The sequence below is a fragment of the Pseudomonas sp. MWU12-2037 genome (genome assembly GCF_023242345.1).
Lineage (GTDB): Bacteria > Pseudomonadota > Gammaproteobacteria > Pseudomonadales > Pseudomonadaceae > Aquipseudomonas > Aquipseudomonas gingeri_D.
In genome coordinates this window covers 81,204-95,981 of sequence record NZ_JALLIZ010000020.1, presented here as the reverse complement: position 1 = coordinate 95,981, position 14,778 = coordinate 81,204, and the positions used below count along the sequence as shown (strand labels likewise).

Here is a 14,778-nt window from a genome sequence, read left to right as displayed (position 1 = left end):
ATCCCAAGTTTTTTGGTTATGTGACTTCATGCCCACTATCGGATTTGGACGGGGCACGCATGTATTTTCTCAGTGTTTTATGATCTTTAGGCATGTCGACTCCGGCATCCTCTGCGAGAGATATGACGGCAGAATATAAATCGAAATTCTTACGCGGAGGATTGTTGAGCCTGGAGGCAGCACGCTTAATAGCCTCTGCGCGCATTTTGTCAGCGCTACCGAGTAACCGGCCAGAATGGGCCTTATCAACCTCCTTAATCAAATCAACCAAACCATTAATTATCTTATTAATAGTTCCCAACTCTTTTTCTTGAAAACCCTGACCGCCCTCACCCCCCTTAGCGCTCTCACCTGCATTAACGTTCAATATATAGTCTGGAGGTTCAACCCCTGCATCCAAAGCCCATTTAGCCAAAGCACTCTTAGACAAATATATTAAACCCGCAGGAATATCTTTAGCAGAACTGTCACTCTCACAGTACGAAGGGATAAGGTCTTTATCAACCCCGGACAGGGGATCACATGAACAATCCAAGTATTTTATGAGCCCATCAAAAAACAGTTTATAACTTCGAATTGAGCGTTGTGAAGAGCCCACCCTTCCAACCCAGAATATGTGACCAGGCAGCGCAACTTTTCCTTGGCGCACGCTGTACTCTAGACACAACTCCTTAATCAGCTCATGTAGAGCGTGTGCAGCATCTTGAGTATCAACTTTATAGTAACGAGCACACCCAGACACCAAGTCCGGTAATCGCATAACATCACTCATACGGCGTTCTCCTCGCCTGCGGTAGAAGCTACGACACTACTGCATGACAAAACATCTAAATGGTCGGCATACCACTGAAGCATCTCGCGACGGCCCTCCAGATACTGGGCATGGTTGTAGGTGCCGCGAATGCTGTTCTTGTCCACATGCGCCAATTGGGTTTCGACCCACTCACTGCGGTACCCCTGCTCATGCAGAGCGGTGGACATCGTGTGACGGAATCCATGACCTGTGGCACGACCGTCGTAGCCGGAGCGCTTCAACAGCTGGTTGATGGCGGCCTCGCTCATGGGCTTTGCCGGATCGTTACGACCAGGGAGCGCGAGAGTGTAACCACCAGTAATACTTTCCAACTCACGCAGTGCAGCCACCGCCTGCTTGGAGAGCGGGACTAGATGAGCGCGGCGCATCTTCATACGCGCAGCAGGAACCAGCCAGAGCGCCTTATCGAGGTCAAACTCCGACCAAGGAGCCCCCCTCAGCTCAGCCGTACGCACCCCCGTCAGAATCAGCAGGCGGGTGGCGATCTTAACTACGTCATGCCCCGGACACGCCTGAATACTGCGTATGAGCTCCGGGATTTCTGCAATAGGCAAGAAAGGATAGTGTCGGGAGGTAGGGGTCTGAAGCGCCCCTCCGATGTCTGCGATTGGGTTGTACTCAGCACGACCAGTGGCAATCGCGAAACGGTAGACCTCTTGGCAGCGTTGCCGAACCTTGCGCAGCTTCTCCAAAGCACCTCGCGACTCGATACGGCGAAATACCTGTAACCACTGCATGGGCTTGAGGTCGGTTAACGGGAAACGTCCCACTTGGGGAAAGATGTCCAGCTCGAAAGCTTCCATAACGTCACCGGAATAACCTACCGACCAGCGTGGCGACTTATGTTGATGCCACTCCAGCGCTAGGCTCTTGAACGTATTAGCGCGAGAGATAGCCGCCTGGGCCCGAGCGACCTTTCTCTCAAGCCCAGGATGCCGCCCCTGCGCCACAAACTGGCGAGCTTCAGAAGCAAGCTGCCGCGCCTGTGCGAGGGTTACCTTGTCGATGGTGCCAAGGGAAATATGCGACTGCTTGCCATCCAGGCGGAATCGGAAACGCCAGGACTTGCCGCCTACTGCGCGAATCCAGAGGAATAGGCCACTGCCATCGGCGAGGCCATAGTCCCTCTCGCGTGGTGCAGCATTCTTCACCTGAAGAGCCGTCAAAGGCATGTTGAGTACCTATAGATTATTGAACAACCTAAAGGTACTCGGATAGGCACTCAGAAGACAAGCGCTTGGGTGGAACCGGATGGCACCGCATAAAACAAGAAGCCCGCACTAGGCGGGCCTTCTGGGAATTCATGACACGGCTTGGCACTGCATGAATCTATTAAGTGGTGCCGGAGATAGGAATCGAACCTACGACCTTCGCGTTACGAGTGCGCTGCTCTACCGACTGAGCTACACCGGCGTGGCGCTAAAGCTAGCATCCGATGCCCCGGCGGGCAAGCTACTCGGGCTTGATCGCAATCACGCCCTGAATCCAGAAGCGCGGTTGGTAATGACCGCCGTATTGCTGCTGGTAGAGGTTGTTGCGCTCGTCCTGGTGAGGAACATCGCGGATTGCCACATAGGCCAGGAGCAACACGGCGGCGCTGCTGATGCCCATCCAGGACCAATGGATAAAAGCATTGGGTTTGGCCGGCTCACGCCTCCAGACATGCAGCCCTATCAGCCAACCAACCACCAGCGACAACCAGAGCTGGGAGTACGGCATCACGATCACACCGTCGACCATGGATTGGGTCAGGGCGCCGATCAGGCTGGCGAACAGGCACAGGCGCAGCAGATCGGTCGACTCATGGGAAGTCGAGCGCTCGCGAATCAGGCGCAAGGTCGCCCACAGGCCGCGCCCGACCAACCCCATCACCAGCAAGGTGGAAGGAATCCCCCATTCACTGGCCCATTGCAGGATCGCTTGATGCGGATGGGCCGCGATGGGATTGTGGATATCCGCAAAGTGCATGGGGCCAAAGCCGAGCCAGGGGCGTTCGCGGATCATGTCCCAAGCCTGTTGCCAGAGTGGGCCTCGGCCGGAAAGCGAGGTGGTCAGACGATCGCTGACAACATTGCTCACCTCCATGTCGAGGTAGCCGGTGAGGACGCTGAACAAGAGCCAGTAAAGTATGCCCCCGACTATAACCGCAGATAGTTGCCAGGCGATCCAACGCCCGCCGATGTGACCGCAGAAGAACAGCACACCAGCGGCTACACCCAAGCCAAGCCAGGTACCGCGAGTGCCGCCGGTTACAGCGATCAGCCACCAGAGACTCAAGAGCGAGAAGCTCCAGATCCGGGTGGAGCCTTTGGTGGCAGGCAGCAGAAGAGGGAAAGCCAGAAGCGGCAGGGTGAAGGTCTGGAACTGGCCGTAGAAACGTTTGTTGGAGAAACCACTCAGAAATTCGTCGGGATCCAGCATCCGTATACCCGAGAAAAGCCAATGGAATGCCAATGTCAGGAAATCAAAGCTCTTGAAGGCACAGATAAAAACAATAAACAGCATCAGCAGCCGATCAAACGATGCCCCATTTAATCGACGTGTGCGGGCAAAGGCTTCAGCACAACAACAAGAGGCGACGATCAAGGCGACCTCTGTAAGCGCCCAGAGTGGTTGATGTGCGGAGAGGGAAGAGACGATGCCGGCCAGCAAGACCAGCCCGCAGGCCAGGAGCGCGGGCCGCTTGACAAGACTGGAGGCATAGGGTGTTCGGCAGAAAAGAAGGAGAACCACTGCCGAACCGGCGATGACGAGTTGTCCTAAACGCTGAAGCGTATGCCCGCCCAGACCGTGCCCAAGGACCATCACCGCGGCGATCAGCAGCGTGAGTACCAGCCAAGTCCTTGTTCGCCCAGTCCAGGCAGCGTCCATTACCACCTCGGAATGTCCATTTCAGGTAGTTTACAGAGGGTTCAGGCTTTCGGCGCCAACATCAACGGTGGCTTGGGGTGCGCTCTGTCACAGACCTGCTGAGCCCCTCTGCTGCATCCAAGCTCTAGGGTTCGCTGGGCATCCTCCGGTCTCCCCAACGCTTTCAAGGTCTCAGCCATCCCCACGTATGGCTTGGCGTAACCGGGCTTCAACCGGATAGCCTGTTCAAAATCCAGCCTAGCTTTTTCGAACTCTTTCAACTCAAAAAAAGCTCTACCTCTTTGATGGTAAGCATATGAATAGCTAGGTTTCAAGGAAATTGACTTGTCATATTCTTTCAACGCCTGCTCGATAAACCCGGCTTCAAAAAAAGCATTACCAAGATTGTAATAAATTCTATAACCACCGTACAGCCCTGGGGTATCGCCCTGAGCCTCCAGATAGCGGGCGGCATCGTCCCAGACAAAATAAGGCGAGGATATAGCCATCAACCGATCATAAGAAAGCCCGGATAGATACAGCGCAAAGACAGGTAGTAGCGTAGCGAGATAGAAACGTTTGAGCCGACGAACCCCCATTGCCAGGGCAATAAACATCCCCGGCACCCACAGATAGCTGCGATATAGGACAAAAGGTTCCTGCAGGCGCACTGAGGCCAGCTCCGTGGCAAAGAGCACCCACGGGAACAATAATGAGAATCCGAAAAGCCCTCTGCTACCACCGCGAATCAACAATAGAAAAGCCGCAGCACCATAAGCCACAAATCCTACAAGCCCCACCCAGAGCCACCACACCCCATAACTTAATGGGAAGGGCACTCTCAGATCGAGTCCCATCGCGCTGCTCTGGGGCAAAATCAATATTGAAAGGTACTTGAAGAACAACCCCATCTGATTGAACAGGCTCAACAGGTAAAAAGAGCCCTGAGGCTTGAATAGTTCATCACGAAGGAGCTCTTCACTATTCATTTCATAATTCTGACCTATCACTCCTTTAAGCCACAGTACGACAGAGATCGAGACAATTGCCTGAACAGCTAGCGCAGAAAAAATTTCACGTGCGCCGAGAGTCGACGGCAAGCGACTCCGATGATGCAATACCCATAACAGAAAGCACAATACTGGCAGCATCACTGCATGCTCTTTGGCATACATAGATAAAAGGATGCACACACAGGAAATCCAAAGTGCCCAACGCTTACCGCACAACCCCTGCCAAAACGCCCATAAACCCAGTAAGCCAAACAGCGTGGCACAAACAGTGGTGCGCTGAATCAAGTAACCCTGAGTCATGATAGCCAGCGGGTGGATCGCGAATATAAATGTAGCAAAAAAGGCAGCGGTATCTGTTTTTAGGGAAAAAATCCCGCTACGTTCCAGAGTATTCAGAAGCTGGCGGATCAGTCCGAACAGGGCAAGGCTCGCCAAGCCATGGATAAATAGATTCTCCAGTCTGAGGGAAATAATTTTATCGCTGATATAGACGAAGCTGGCGGCCATGGAGTAGTCCACCCACCAACGCGGAGTCCAGAGAAAACCTTTAGCGATGACCGACAATGGACCGTCAGCCCGAAAGAAAGGCTCATCGTCAAAAATGAGAGCACTATTCAAAAACGAGAATGAAAGTACTAATAGCAGGCCGGCAGAGAGCACGGTAAAAAATAAAAACCCCGAGCGACGCGAAACCATAGAGCTCTCTTTATTAATAACTTCAAAATAAAGCAAGTTTCTTAGTTGTACAAAACCAGCCCCTCCTTCTCAGAGAAGGAGATGCCGGTTTCATTTCTCAACAACTCAAAATGCCATTTCAGCGCACGCGTTACTTACACGCATTATTGGTCAAACAGGTACCGCCAGTGATCCACTGAATACCGCCATTAATAAGGTTAGGTGTAAGAGTTAGTGTATAACTGCCCGCCGCTGCAGTACCGGCCATGCTGATCACGCCGCTCGATACAGTCATACCTGCTGCAAGGTTAGTCGTAGCTGGAGCAGCAGCGGGGATACCGCTGGAGCCCGCATTACAACCACTGAAGTTGGTGCCCCCGGAATCCGTGATGCAAAGTGCCACAGCCGTCTTGTAGCCATCAGCAATCGAAAGCACTTCAGCGAAACGTGCTCGCTGCGTATAGGTGTTATAAGCCGGCAACGCAATAGCTGCCAAAATGCCGATGATCGCGACAACGATCATCAGTTCGATCAAGGTGAAACCCTTTTGAGCATTCATATTTCGTCTCCAAACGTGAGCAAAGGCGTTATGACTCCGATAACGATTAGCACAGCCCGTGCCATACCGCTCAGTACAGCTCAGCACCTGCCAAAATGCCCTGCCACGCCAAGAGCGCTGCTTCAGAACAACAAAACCTGACATTTTTTGTCACCCACCTACCTCCGATTTGGCACCATCGCCCGACTACGCTATAAGACTCCGACTGTTTGCGTTTGGTGCTCAAATGAACGATATCGCCCTTTCCGGTCTGGCCAAGCAACTGGTTGCCGCCGAGCTGATTACCGACAAGAACGCTCAGCAGGCGTATCAACAGGCTCAGCGCAATCGGGTGTCCCTAGTCAGCTACCTAGTCCAGAACAAACTGGTAAAGAGCCGCCAAGTAGCAGAAATCGCCTCAGAGCATTTCGGGGTCGCCTTGCTCGACCTGAGCTGTCTTGACAAGGAGAGTCAGCCTAAAGGCCTTGTCAGCGAAAAGCTGATCCGTCAGCACCATGTCCTGCCACTCTGGCGGCGTGGGAATAAATTGTTTGTCGGGATATCCGACCCCAGCAATCACCAAGCAATTACCGATATCCAGTTCAGCACAGGGCTCACCACCGAAGCTATCCTTGTCGAAGACGACAAGCTTGCCGATGCCATCGACAAGTTCTTCGACAGCCACACCAGTGGCCTTGAGGACATGGCAGATGTCGACCTCGAAGGCCTGGATATAGAGTCGGTTGATGACAAGAAGCACGAACAGATCGCTGGCCAGGATGCCGACGATGCCCCAGTGGTACGCTTCGTCAACAAAATGTTGCTAGACGCTATCAAAGGCGGCTCCTCAGACTTGCACTTCGAACCCTATGAAAAGGTCTACCGCGTTCGCCTGCGTACCGACGGCATCCTGCGCGAAGTGGCCAAACCGCCGATCCATCTCGCCAGCCGTATCGCCGCACGCCTGAAAGTCATGGCCAGCATGGATATCTCGGAGCGCCGCAAGCCCCAGGATGGGCGCATCAAGATGCGTATCTCGAAGACCAAGGCCATCGACTTCCGGGTCAACACCCTGCCGACGCTGTGGGGCGAAAAGATCGTGATGCGGATCCTCGACCCATCCAGCGCCCAGATGGGGATTGATGCACTCGGCTACGAGCCGGATCAGAAAGCACTCTATATGGCAGCCCTGAAACAACCGCAGGGCATGATCCTGGTCACCGGCCCCACCGGTTCGGGTAAAACCGTTTCGCTCTACACCGGCCTGAATATCCTCAACACCGTGGACATCAATATCTCCACCGCCGAAGACCCGGTGGAAATCAATATGGAAGGCATCAACCAGGTCAACGTCAACCCGAAACAAGGGTTGGACTTTGCCCAGGCGCTACGCTCGTTCCTGCGCCAGGACCCGGACGTGATCATGGTCGGCGAGATCCGCGACCTGGAAACCGCCGAGATCGCCATCAAGGCCGCCCAGACCGGCCACATGGTGCTGTCCACCCTGCACACCAACAGCGCGGCCGAAACCCTGACCCGCCTGCACAACATGGGCATTCCCGGTTTCAACATTGCCACCTCGATAAACCTGATCATCGCCCAGCGGCTGGCGCGCAAGCTGTGCAGCCACTGCAAGAAGGAAATCGATATCCCCGAGGAAGCCCTGATCAAGGAAGGCTTTCCTGCGGATAAAATCGGCACCTTCAAGATCTACGAGCCCGTCGGCTGCGAGCAATGCAACGGGGGCTACAAAGGCAGGATCGGGATCTACGAAGTGGTCAAGAACACCCCGGACCTGCAACGACTGATCATGGCCGAAGGCAACTCCATCGAGATCGCCACCCAGATGCGCAAGGACGGCTTCAATGACCTGCGCACCTCGGGCCTGCAAAAAGCCATGCAAGGGCTGACCAGCCTGGAAGAAGTCAACCGCGTGACCAAGGACTAAACCATGGCGACCAAAGCAGTCAAAGTCAGCGTTTATGCCTGGGAAGGGACGGATAAGAAAGGTAATAAAATGTCCGGCGAGCTCACCGGCCACAACCCGGCGCTGATCAAGGCACAGCTACGTAAACAAGGGGTCAACCCGGGCAGAGTGCGGAAAAAAAGCAACTCTATCTTCAGCAAAGGCAAACGTATCAAGCCTCTGGATATCGCTCTGTTCACCCGCCAAATGGCAACGATGATGAAGGCCGGTGTGCCGCTGCTGCAGTCCTTCGATATCATCGGCGAGGGCTTCGAAAACCCGAATATGCGCAAGCTGGTGGACGACATCAAGCAGGAAGTTGCGGCCGGTAACAGCTTCGCAACATCCTTGCGTAAGAAGCCGGAATACTTCGACGATTTATATTGCAATCTGGTTGACGCGGGTGAACAAGCTGGCGCCCTGGAAAACCTGCTCGAACGGGTAGCCACCTACAAAGAAAAGACCGAAGCCCTGAAAGCCAAGATCAAAAAAGCAATGAACTACCCGATTGCCGTCGTACTCGTGGCGGTCATTGTCTCCGGGATCCTGCTGATCAAGGTCGTGCCGCAGTTCCAGGCTATTTTCAAGGGTTTTGGCGCAGAGCTTCCAGCCTTCACCCTGATGGTGATCGGACTCTCCAACGTGGTGCAAGAGTGGTGGTGGATCATTATTCTGGCGTTGGTTGCGGCAGTCTATTCCCTGAGACGGGCGCATAGAACATCTGAGCGTTTTCGCAATTGGATGGACAGGACACTGCTAAAAATGCCAATCGTCGGCGGCATACTCTACAAATCCGCCGTCGCTCGCTACGCACGAACCCTCTCAACTACCTTCGCTGCCGGCGTTCCGCTCGTCGAAGCCCTTGACTCCGTGGCTGGTGCCACCGGTAATGTCGTCTTCAGGAATGCGGTCAACCGCGTAAAGCAGGACGTCTCCACCGGCATGCAGCTGAACTTCTCCATGCGGACTACCGGTGTGTTTCCGAACATGGCCATCCAGATGACAGCAATCGGCGAAGAGTCCGGCGCCCTGGACGATATGCTCGACAAAGTCGCCACCTACTACGAAGGCGAAGTCGACAATATGGTCGACAGCCTTACCAGCCTGATGGAACCCATCATCATGACCGTACTCGGCATAATTGTCGGCGGTCTGGTAATCGCCATGTACCTGCCTATCTTCAAACTCGGCTCAGTAGTCTGAACATGCCCCTACCCGACTTCCTGGCCAGCCACCCGCTGGCCTTTGTTTTTTTCGCCCTGCTCCTCGGCCTGATCGTCGGCAGTTTCCTCAACGTCGTCGTCTGGCGACTGCCGAAAATGCTCCAACGCGACTGGCGCACCCAGGCCCACGAGGTCCTCGGCCTGCCCCAACCCGCGCCCGATCCGACCTACAACCTGCTCCTGCCCCACTCCCATTGCCCGCACTGCAATCACCAACTGCGCGCCTGGGAAAACCTCCCTCTGATCAGCTACACCCTGCTGCGCGGCAACTGCTCCAGCTGCAAGGCCCCCATCAGCAAACGCTACCCACTCACCGAACTGGCTTGCGGCCTGCTCTCGGCCTTTGTCGCCTGGCATTTCGGTTTCGGCTGGCCCGCCGCCCTGATGCTGGTACTGACCTGGGGCCTGCTGGCCATGAGCCTGATCGACGCCGATCACCAGCTCCTGCCTGACGCCCTGGTCCTGCCGCTGCTCTGGCTCGGCCTGATCGCCAACCACTTCGGTCTCTTCACCGACCTGGACGACGCCCTGTGGGGCGCCGTAGCCGGTTACCTGAGCCTCTGGTCCGTCTACTGGCTGTTCAAACTGCTCACCGGCAAGGAAGGCATGGGCCATGGCGACTTCAAGCTGCTGGCGATGCTGGGTGCCTGGGGCGGCTGGCAGATCCTGCCGTTGACCATCCTGCTCTCATCCCTGGTGGGCGCCGTACTCGGCCTGATTCTGCTGCGCCTGCGCAACGCCCAGACCTCGACGCCGATCCCCTTTGGTCCCTACCTGGCGATTGCCGGCTGGATTGCCTTGCTCTGGGGTGGTCAAATAACCGCTTCCTATCTGCAGTTTGCCGGTTTCAAATGACCACAGCCGTTTCAACACCCTGGATTCTCGGCCTTACCGGCGGCATCGGTAGCGGCAAGAGCGCAGCGGCCCAGCACTTTATCGACCTCGGCATCCACACCGTGGACGCCGATCACGCCGCCCGCTGGGTGGTGGAGCCCGGTCGCCCGGCGCTGGCGAAGATCGCCGAACACTTCGGCCCCGGCGTGCTGCAAGCCGACGGCCAACTGGACCGCGCCGCCCTGCGCACGCTGATCTTCGAAGCCCCGGAGCAACGGCGCTGGCTCGAAGCCCTGCTGCATCCGCTGATCGGCGAAGAGATCGCCAGCCACCTGGCCCAGGCACAATCGCCCTATGCGATCCTGGTCTCGCCGCTGCTGATCGAATCGGGACAATACAAGAACACCCAGCGCGTGCTGGTGATCGACGCCCCGCAAGCGTTGCAGATCCAGCGCACCCAGCAACGGGACCAGACCAGCGAACAACAGGTGCAGGCCATCCTCAAGGTCCAGGCCAGTCGCGAAGAGCGCTTGCGCCATGCCGACGATGTGCTGGTCAACGACCGCGACCAGGCCTGGCTACGGAGCGAGGTCGAGCGTCTGCATCACTTTTATCTGACTTTGCGTGGAGGCCACTCATGAGCCAACCCTTGACCGTTGAATGCCCGACCTGCGGCGCCCCCGTGGAATGGATCGCCGCCAATCCGCAGCGGCCGTTCTGCTCCGACCGCTGCAAACTGATCGACCTCGGCGCCTGGGCCTCGGAAGAACACAAGATTCCCGTCAGCCCCGATGCCGAGGACGACCTGTTCTCCGACGATCTGCCGCCTCGCGCCCACTGATCGAGAGAGAATCAGGGCCGCATAAAACCGTAGTCCTGCTCATCATCGAGGTTCTCGGCAAGAAATTGCAGTTCGTCCGCCAGATCCTCCGCACTGCGCAACGCCTTGCTCTGCTGCACCACCGCGCTGAGCAAGGCGCGCAGGCCCAGCCCCGGTTCGAATCCCTCCACTTGTGCATCTTCCAGACTGGCCTGCACCTGCTGACGCGCCCATTCGTACACACTCATGACCTTGCTCCCGTTTTTTTCCGCAGCATGGTCGTGGGGCGAACCTGCCGGCTTGACCCAGGTCAACGGGGCTCATTGTCCTTCCAGGGTGCCGACAGGTAGCGGGTGCGGTTGAAGGTTTCCAGCCACTCCGGACAGAACACCACCAGCGCGCTGACCACCATGCCGTTGATAAAGGCCTCGGGAAAAATGATCAGCCACAGGTAACCGACAAAATCCCCCAGCCACTCCGGCAGGGCGAAACGCCCGTCGAACCAGAGCAATCCAAGGCTCGCCAGCAGGCAGAACAAAGCCGCCAGGGCTGCGGCGAAAAAGCCCGAGCAGAAGATATACACAAAGGGGTTACGCGGCTGCGCCCGTTCCACCAGGATCGCGCAGACCTCCGTCACCAGCACCGGCAGCAGGATCAGCAAGCTGCCGTTGACGCCGAGCGCGGCCAGGTCCTGGCGCCCCAGCAACACCAGGCCGAGCTGCGCCACCAGACCACCGACAATCGCCAGCGGCCAGTCCAGCAGCAGGGTCACCGCCGTCAGGCCGATAAAGTGATAGGACACCCCGGTATCGAAGTCACGTCGCACCAGCCAGAGCAGGAACAAGGCGAAGACCGTGCCGAACAGCAGGTGCTGGCGGCGACTGTCAGTGAACAGCTCGACCCAGGGCGAACGCCAGATCGCCCAGGCCACCACCGGCAGATAGATCAGCCAACCGATGACCAGGCTGGCGGGCGACAGCAGTTGCGCGCCGATCATAAAAACATCTCCACACTCCGCGGACTCGATAACACTTGCCGGCTTGAGTCCTGAAGTCTACACCGCCCGTTACGACGCATCGCGTCGACAAAAATTGCCCAGGACTTCCAGCCTTTGCAGTTTCGACGCTAAGCTTGGGCCATGGACGACTCGGATTTTTTACGCTTGCTGACCATCCAGGCGGAGCAAGCCAACACCTTTCTTTCCAATGCCCGCAAATGGGAGCGTGAGCGTTGGGTCTGCCAGCGCCTGCTGCAAGGACTGAACATTCCCTATCGCGCCGAAGACTTCCACCCCGCCCAGGAGCCGCCGGACGTGCTGTTTCGCGATGCCTGCTTCGAGGTGTTTTTCGTCCTCGACGAAGGCCGGCGGCTGAACGATGAGTGGCGCGAAGAGTTGCAGCGCCGGCGCAGCGCCTTTTCCCTGAGCCAGCTGGTGCGCCGCGAAGCCAAGCCCAGGCGCATTCCCGCCTCCGAGTTGTTGCAGCGGCTGGCCCCGACCCTGCGCAAGAAAGCCCACAATTACAAGGAGCGCGGGCTGGACCTGGGTGAGCTGGACATCATCGCCTTCGCCAGTCTCAAGCGCGAAGTGCTCGACCTCAACAGCCACTTCCCGCCGCCGACCGAATACCTGCGCCAGGGCTGGCGCTCGCTGTCGCTGGTGGGGCCGACCTTCGCCCGGGTGCTGTTCGCCCACCCCGACGCGCCGGACTTCCTGCGCGGCAACCTGGGGCGCAGCATCGTTTTCGACGTCGGCATCAGTTTGTAAGCCATGGCGTAATCACTGCACCAGTGATACAAAGCATCTTAATAGCGTCTTCCTGACGAGGCTCCCATGACCAGCCGCCTGAACCCCGACGACCAGCAGCATGTCGATCAGTATCTGCAGCTTCCCCAACACCAAGTCGAGCGCCGGCCCTTTCGGCCGTGGATGCTCCTGGTGGTGGTGCTTGCCGTGGTCATCGGCCTGGGCCTGTTGAGCCGCTTCCTGAGTTACCTGGTGCTATGAGCTGCCTCGCGCTCGCCCGGATAACGCAGGCACAGATTTCCTTTAGCCTTGCGAGATATCCCCATGAACCATCGTATCGTGATCGTCGGCGGCGGCGCCGGCGGCCTGGAACTGGCGACCCGCCTGGGTAAGACCCTGGGCAGACGCGGCATTGCCAGCGTCATGCTGGTCGACGCGAACCTGACCCATATCTGGAAACCCCTGCTGCATGAAGTGGCGGCCGGCTCCCTCAACTCTTCGGCCGACGAGCTCAACTATGTCGCCCAGGCGAAATGGAACCACTTCGAGTTCCAGCTGGGGCGCATGAGCGGGCTTGATCGTGAGCAGAAGAAAATCCAGCTGGCCGCCACCTACGACGAACACGGCGTCGAGCTGCTACCTGCACGGGAACTGGGCTACGACTCGCTGGTGATCGCGGTGGGCAGCACCACCAACGATTTCGGCACCGAGGGCGCGGCGCAACACTGCCTGTTCCTCGACACCCGCAAACAGGCCGAGCGTTTCCACCAGCAATTGCTCAACCACTACCTGCGCGCCCATGCCGGACAGACCGATACGGTCGAGCAGATCAGCGTGGCGATTGTCGGCGCCGGTGCCACGGGCGTGGAACTGGCGGCGGAGCTGCATAACGCCGCTCACGAGCTGGCGGCCTATGGCCTGGACCGGATCAAACCGGAAAACATGCATATCACCCTGATCGAGGCCGGTCCTCGGGTGTTGCCGGCCTTGCCGGAGCGTATCGGCGGACCGGTGCACAAGACCCTGGAAAAACTCGGGGTACGAGTCATGACCAATGCGGCCGTGAGTGAAGTGACCGCGGACAACCTGGTGACCGCCGACGGCCAGGTGATTGCCGCGAGCCTCAAGGTCTGGGCGGCAGGGATTCGCGCGCCGGGCTTTCTCAAGGACATCGATGGCCTGGAAACCAACCGGATCAATCAGCTCCAGGTGCTGCCGACGCTGCAGACCACCCGCGACGAGAATATCTTTGCCTTCGGCGATTGCGCGGCCTGTCCGCAGCCGGGGACCGACCGCAATGTACCGCCACGGGCACAGGCGGCCCACCAGCAGGCGTCATTGCTGGCCAAGTCGCTGAAACTGCGTATCGAAGGCAAGACCTTGCCGGAGTATCGCTATACCGACTACGGCTCGCTGATTTCGTTGTCGAGGTTCTCCGCCGTCGGCAACCTGATGGGTAACCTGACCGGTAGCGTGATGCTGGAAGGCTGGCTGGCGCGGATGTTCTATGTGTCGCTGTACCGGATGCACCAGATGGCGCTGTATGGCACCTTCCGCACCTTGATGCTGATGCTGGGCAGCCGGATCGGACGCGGGACCGACCCACGGTTGAAGTTGCACTGATAGCGGGTGCCATAGTAGGAGCGAGCTTGCTCGCGATGGTCGTGAACGATAACGCGTGTTTAGCCGGTACACGCGGCGCTCTTGAGCCCATCGCGAGCAAGCTCGCTCCTACAGTCCAGGGCGATCAAAAGCCTTGAGTAAAATACAGGCAAAAAAAAGCACCCTTGCGGGTGCTTTTTTTCTGAAGATGGTCGGGGTAAGGGGATTCGAACTCCTGACATCCTGCTCCCAAAGCAGGCGCGCTACCGGACTGCGCTATACCCCGGTAAAAAAAAGGCACCCGTTAAAGGCGCCTTCTGCGATCAGCGCTTTTGGCCTCTGATCTTAAGATTCAATCCCAGCGAACTGGTTTCAAAAATGGTGGGTCGTGTGGGATTCGAACCTACGACCAATTGGTTAAAAGCCAACTGCTCTACCAACTGAGCTAACGACCCAAAAATGGTCGGGGTAAGGGGATTCGAACTCCTGACATCCTGCTCCCAAAGCAGGCGCGCTACCGGACTGCGCTATACCCCGATTTGAAATTGGCTCCGTGACCAGGACTCGAACCTGGGACCCAATGATTAACAGTCATTTGCTCTACCGACTGAGCTATCACGGAACTACATATTTCAAGTTACAACCTTTACCACAGACTTCCATCGCTGAAAGCCTCCTCAACCAGGCTTTTGCATCGCT

The 14,778-nt window shown here is 57.1% G+C and carries 15 protein-coding genes and 5 tRNA genes; 8 read left to right on the top strand and 12 right to left on the bottom strand.

The features are described from left to right. Positions 1-16 precede the first annotated feature (16 nt). The 6 genes from M5B42_RS26905 to M5B42_RS26880 form a co-directional block, all read right to left on the bottom strand. Positions 17-772: a hypothetical protein gene (locus tag M5B42_RS26905; protein WP_248747508.1), complete on the bottom strand. Its 756-nt coding sequence runs from the start codon at positions 770-772 to the stop codon at positions 17-19. Continuing rightward, positions 769-1,986 carry a tyrosine-type recombinase/integrase gene (locus M5B42_RS26900; RefSeq protein ID WP_248747507.1) on the bottom strand — a complete coding sequence of 406 codons (1,218 nt, stop codon included), beginning with the start codon at positions 1,984-1,986 and terminating at the stop codon, positions 769-771. Before M5B42_RS26900 ends, M5B42_RS26905 begins: the two co-directional genes overlap by 4 nt. Before the next feature lie 165 nt (positions 1,987-2,151). After that, positions 2,152-2,227, bottom strand: a tRNA-Thr gene (locus M5B42_RS26895). Between the two features lie 39 nt (positions 2,228-2,266). Further along, positions 2,267-3,685 (bottom strand): O-antigen ligase family protein, encoded by a 1,419-nt coding sequence (locus tag M5B42_RS26890; RefSeq protein ID WP_248747506.1) that lies wholly within the window; start codon positions 3,683-3,685, stop codon positions 2,267-2,269. A gap of 41 nt (positions 3,686-3,726) precedes the next feature. Continuing rightward, on the bottom strand, positions 3,727-5,373 hold the full coding sequence (locus M5B42_RS26885) for a tetratricopeptide repeat protein (RefSeq protein ID WP_248747505.1): 1,647 nt from the start codon (positions 5,371-5,373) through the stop codon (positions 3,727-3,729). A gap of 130 nt (positions 5,374-5,503) precedes the next feature. After that, the gene (locus M5B42_RS26880; RefSeq protein WP_248747504.1) at positions 5,504-5,911 is read right to left on the bottom strand and encodes a prepilin-type N-terminal cleavage/methylation domain-containing protein; all 408 of its coding nucleotides are present in this window, start codon (positions 5,909-5,911) and stop codon (positions 5,504-5,506) included. 226 nt (positions 5,912-6,137) lie between these two features. On the opposite strand from M5B42_RS26880, the gene pilB reads away from it, so the two are divergent. Genes pilB through yacG form a run of 5 tightly spaced genes read left to right on the top strand, consistent with a single transcriptional unit; the run spans position 6,138 to position 10,754 of the window. Then, positions 6,138-7,838, top strand: a complete 1,701-nt coding sequence (gene pilB / locus M5B42_RS26875) for a type IV-A pilus assembly ATPase PilB (RefSeq protein WP_248747503.1) — start codon at positions 6,138-6,140, stop codon at positions 7,836-7,838. A gap of 3 nt (positions 7,839-7,841) precedes the next feature. After that, positions 7,842-9,059: a type II secretion system F family protein gene (locus M5B42_RS26870; protein WP_248747502.1), complete on the top strand. Its 1,218-nt coding sequence runs from the start codon at positions 7,842-7,844 to the stop codon at positions 9,057-9,059. A gap of 2 nt (positions 9,060-9,061) precedes the next feature. Continuing rightward, a complete protein-coding gene (locus tag M5B42_RS26865; RefSeq protein WP_248747501.1) occupies positions 9,062-9,934 on the top strand; it encodes an A24 family peptidase in 873 nt (290 codons plus the stop codon). Further along, positions 9,931-10,554 (top strand): dephospho-CoA kinase, encoded by a 624-nt coding sequence (gene coaE, locus M5B42_RS26860; RefSeq protein ID WP_248747500.1) that lies wholly within the window; start codon positions 9,931-9,933, stop codon positions 10,552-10,554. Before M5B42_RS26865 ends, coaE begins: the two co-directional genes overlap by 4 nt. Then, complete coding sequence (gene yacG, locus M5B42_RS26855; RefSeq protein WP_248747499.1) at positions 10,551-10,754, top strand: DNA gyrase inhibitor YacG; 204 nt, start codon at positions 10,551-10,553, stop codon at positions 10,752-10,754. The genes coaE and yacG overlap by 4 nt, the downstream gene beginning before the upstream one ends. An 11-nt stretch (positions 10,755-10,765) precedes the next feature. Here the strand turns inward: yacG and M5B42_RS26850 are convergent, their stop codons facing one another. Both M5B42_RS26850 and M5B42_RS26845 read right to left on the bottom strand, forming a co-directional pair. Continuing rightward, positions 10,766-10,981, bottom strand: a complete 216-nt coding sequence (locus M5B42_RS26850; RefSeq protein WP_103494742.1) for a hypothetical protein — start codon at positions 10,979-10,981, stop codon at positions 10,766-10,768. A 62-nt stretch (positions 10,982-11,043) separates the two neighbouring features. Beyond that, a complete protein-coding gene (locus tag M5B42_RS26845; RefSeq protein WP_248747498.1) occupies positions 11,044-11,730 on the bottom strand; it encodes an energy-coupling factor ABC transporter permease in 687 nt (228 codons plus the stop codon). A 141-nt stretch (positions 11,731-11,871) separates the two neighbouring features. Here M5B42_RS26845 and M5B42_RS26840 point away from each other — a divergent pair, with 141 nt between their 5' ends. From M5B42_RS26840 to M5B42_RS26830, 3 genes are all read left to right on the top strand, one after another. Further along, the gene (locus tag M5B42_RS26840; protein WP_103494689.1) at positions 11,872-12,498 is read left to right on the top strand and encodes a DUF1780 domain-containing protein; all 627 of its coding nucleotides are present in this window, start codon (positions 11,872-11,874) and stop codon (positions 12,496-12,498) included. 66 nt (positions 12,499-12,564) lie between these two features. Continuing rightward, positions 12,565-12,738, top strand: coding sequence for a DUF3094 family protein (locus tag M5B42_RS26835; RefSeq protein WP_100941192.1), 174 nt, complete (start codon positions 12,565-12,567; stop codon positions 12,736-12,738). 63 nt (positions 12,739-12,801) lie between these two features. Beyond that, entirely contained in the window at positions 12,802-14,100 is a 1,299-nt protein-coding gene (locus M5B42_RS26830; protein WP_103494688.1) for an NAD(P)/FAD-dependent oxidoreductase, read from the top strand. 188 nt (positions 14,101-14,288) lie between these two features. On the opposite strand, the gene M5B42_RS26825 is transcribed toward M5B42_RS26830, so the two are convergent. The 4 genes from M5B42_RS26825 to M5B42_RS26810 all read right to left on the bottom strand — a co-directional run bounded on the left by M5B42_RS26825 (position 14,289) and on the right by M5B42_RS26810 (position 14,701). Beyond that, positions 14,289-14,365, bottom strand: a tRNA-Pro gene (locus tag M5B42_RS26825). 93 nt (positions 14,366-14,458) lie between these two features. Then, positions 14,459-14,534: transfer RNA gene (locus M5B42_RS26820), tRNA-Lys, on the bottom strand. Positions 14,535-14,539: 5 nt separating this feature from the next. After that, a tRNA-Pro gene (locus tag M5B42_RS26815) sits at positions 14,540-14,616 on the bottom strand. Between the two features lie 9 nt (positions 14,617-14,625). Then, a tRNA-Asn gene (locus tag M5B42_RS26810) sits at positions 14,626-14,701 on the bottom strand. Positions 14,702-14,778 lie beyond the last annotated feature (77 nt).

Coding starts and splice junctions, on each gene's coding strand:
- M5B42_RS26905 (WP_248747508.1), bottom strand. CDS start 772: ATGAGTGATGTTATGCGATTACCGGACTTGGTGTCTGGGTGTGCTCGT.
- M5B42_RS26900 (WP_248747507.1), bottom strand. CDS start 1,986: ATGCCTTTGACGGCTCTTCAGGTGAAGAATGCTGCACCACGCGAGAGG.
- M5B42_RS26890 (WP_248747506.1), bottom strand. CDS start 3,685: ATGGACGCTGCCTGGACTGGGCGAACAAGGACTTGGCTGGTACTCACG.
- M5B42_RS26885 (WP_248747505.1), bottom strand. CDS start 5,373: ATGGTTTCGCGTCGCTCGGGGTTTTTATTTTTTACCGTGCTCTCTGCC.
- M5B42_RS26880 (WP_248747504.1), bottom strand. CDS start 5,911: ATGAATGCTCAAAAGGGTTTCACCTTGATCGAACTGATGATCGTTGTC.
- pilB (WP_248747503.1), top strand. CDS start 6,138: ATGAACGATATCGCCCTTTCCGGTCTGGCCAAGCAACTGGTTGCCGCC.
- M5B42_RS26870 (WP_248747502.1), top strand. CDS start 7,842: ATGGCGACCAAAGCAGTCAAAGTCAGCGTTTATGCCTGGGAAGGGACG.
- M5B42_RS26865 (WP_248747501.1), top strand. CDS start 9,062: ATGCCCCTACCCGACTTCCTGGCCAGCCACCCGCTGGCCTTTGTTTTT.
- coaE (WP_248747500.1), top strand. CDS start 9,931: ATGACCACAGCCGTTTCAACACCCTGGATTCTCGGCCTTACCGGCGGC.
- yacG (WP_248747499.1), top strand. CDS start 10,551: ATGAGCCAACCCTTGACCGTTGAATGCCCGACCTGCGGCGCCCCCGTG.
- M5B42_RS26850 (WP_103494742.1), bottom strand. CDS start 10,981: ATGAGTGTGTACGAATGGGCGCGTCAGCAGGTGCAGGCCAGTCTGGAA.
- M5B42_RS26845 (WP_248747498.1), bottom strand. CDS start 11,730: ATGATCGGCGCGCAACTGCTGTCGCCCGCCAGCCTGGTCATCGGTTGG.
- M5B42_RS26840 (WP_103494689.1), top strand. CDS start 11,872: ATGGACGACTCGGATTTTTTACGCTTGCTGACCATCCAGGCGGAGCAA.
- M5B42_RS26835 (WP_100941192.1), top strand. CDS start 12,565: ATGACCAGCCGCCTGAACCCCGACGACCAGCAGCATGTCGATCAGTAT.
- M5B42_RS26830 (WP_103494688.1), top strand. CDS start 12,802: ATGAACCATCGTATCGTGATCGTCGGCGGCGGCGCCGGCGGCCTGGAA.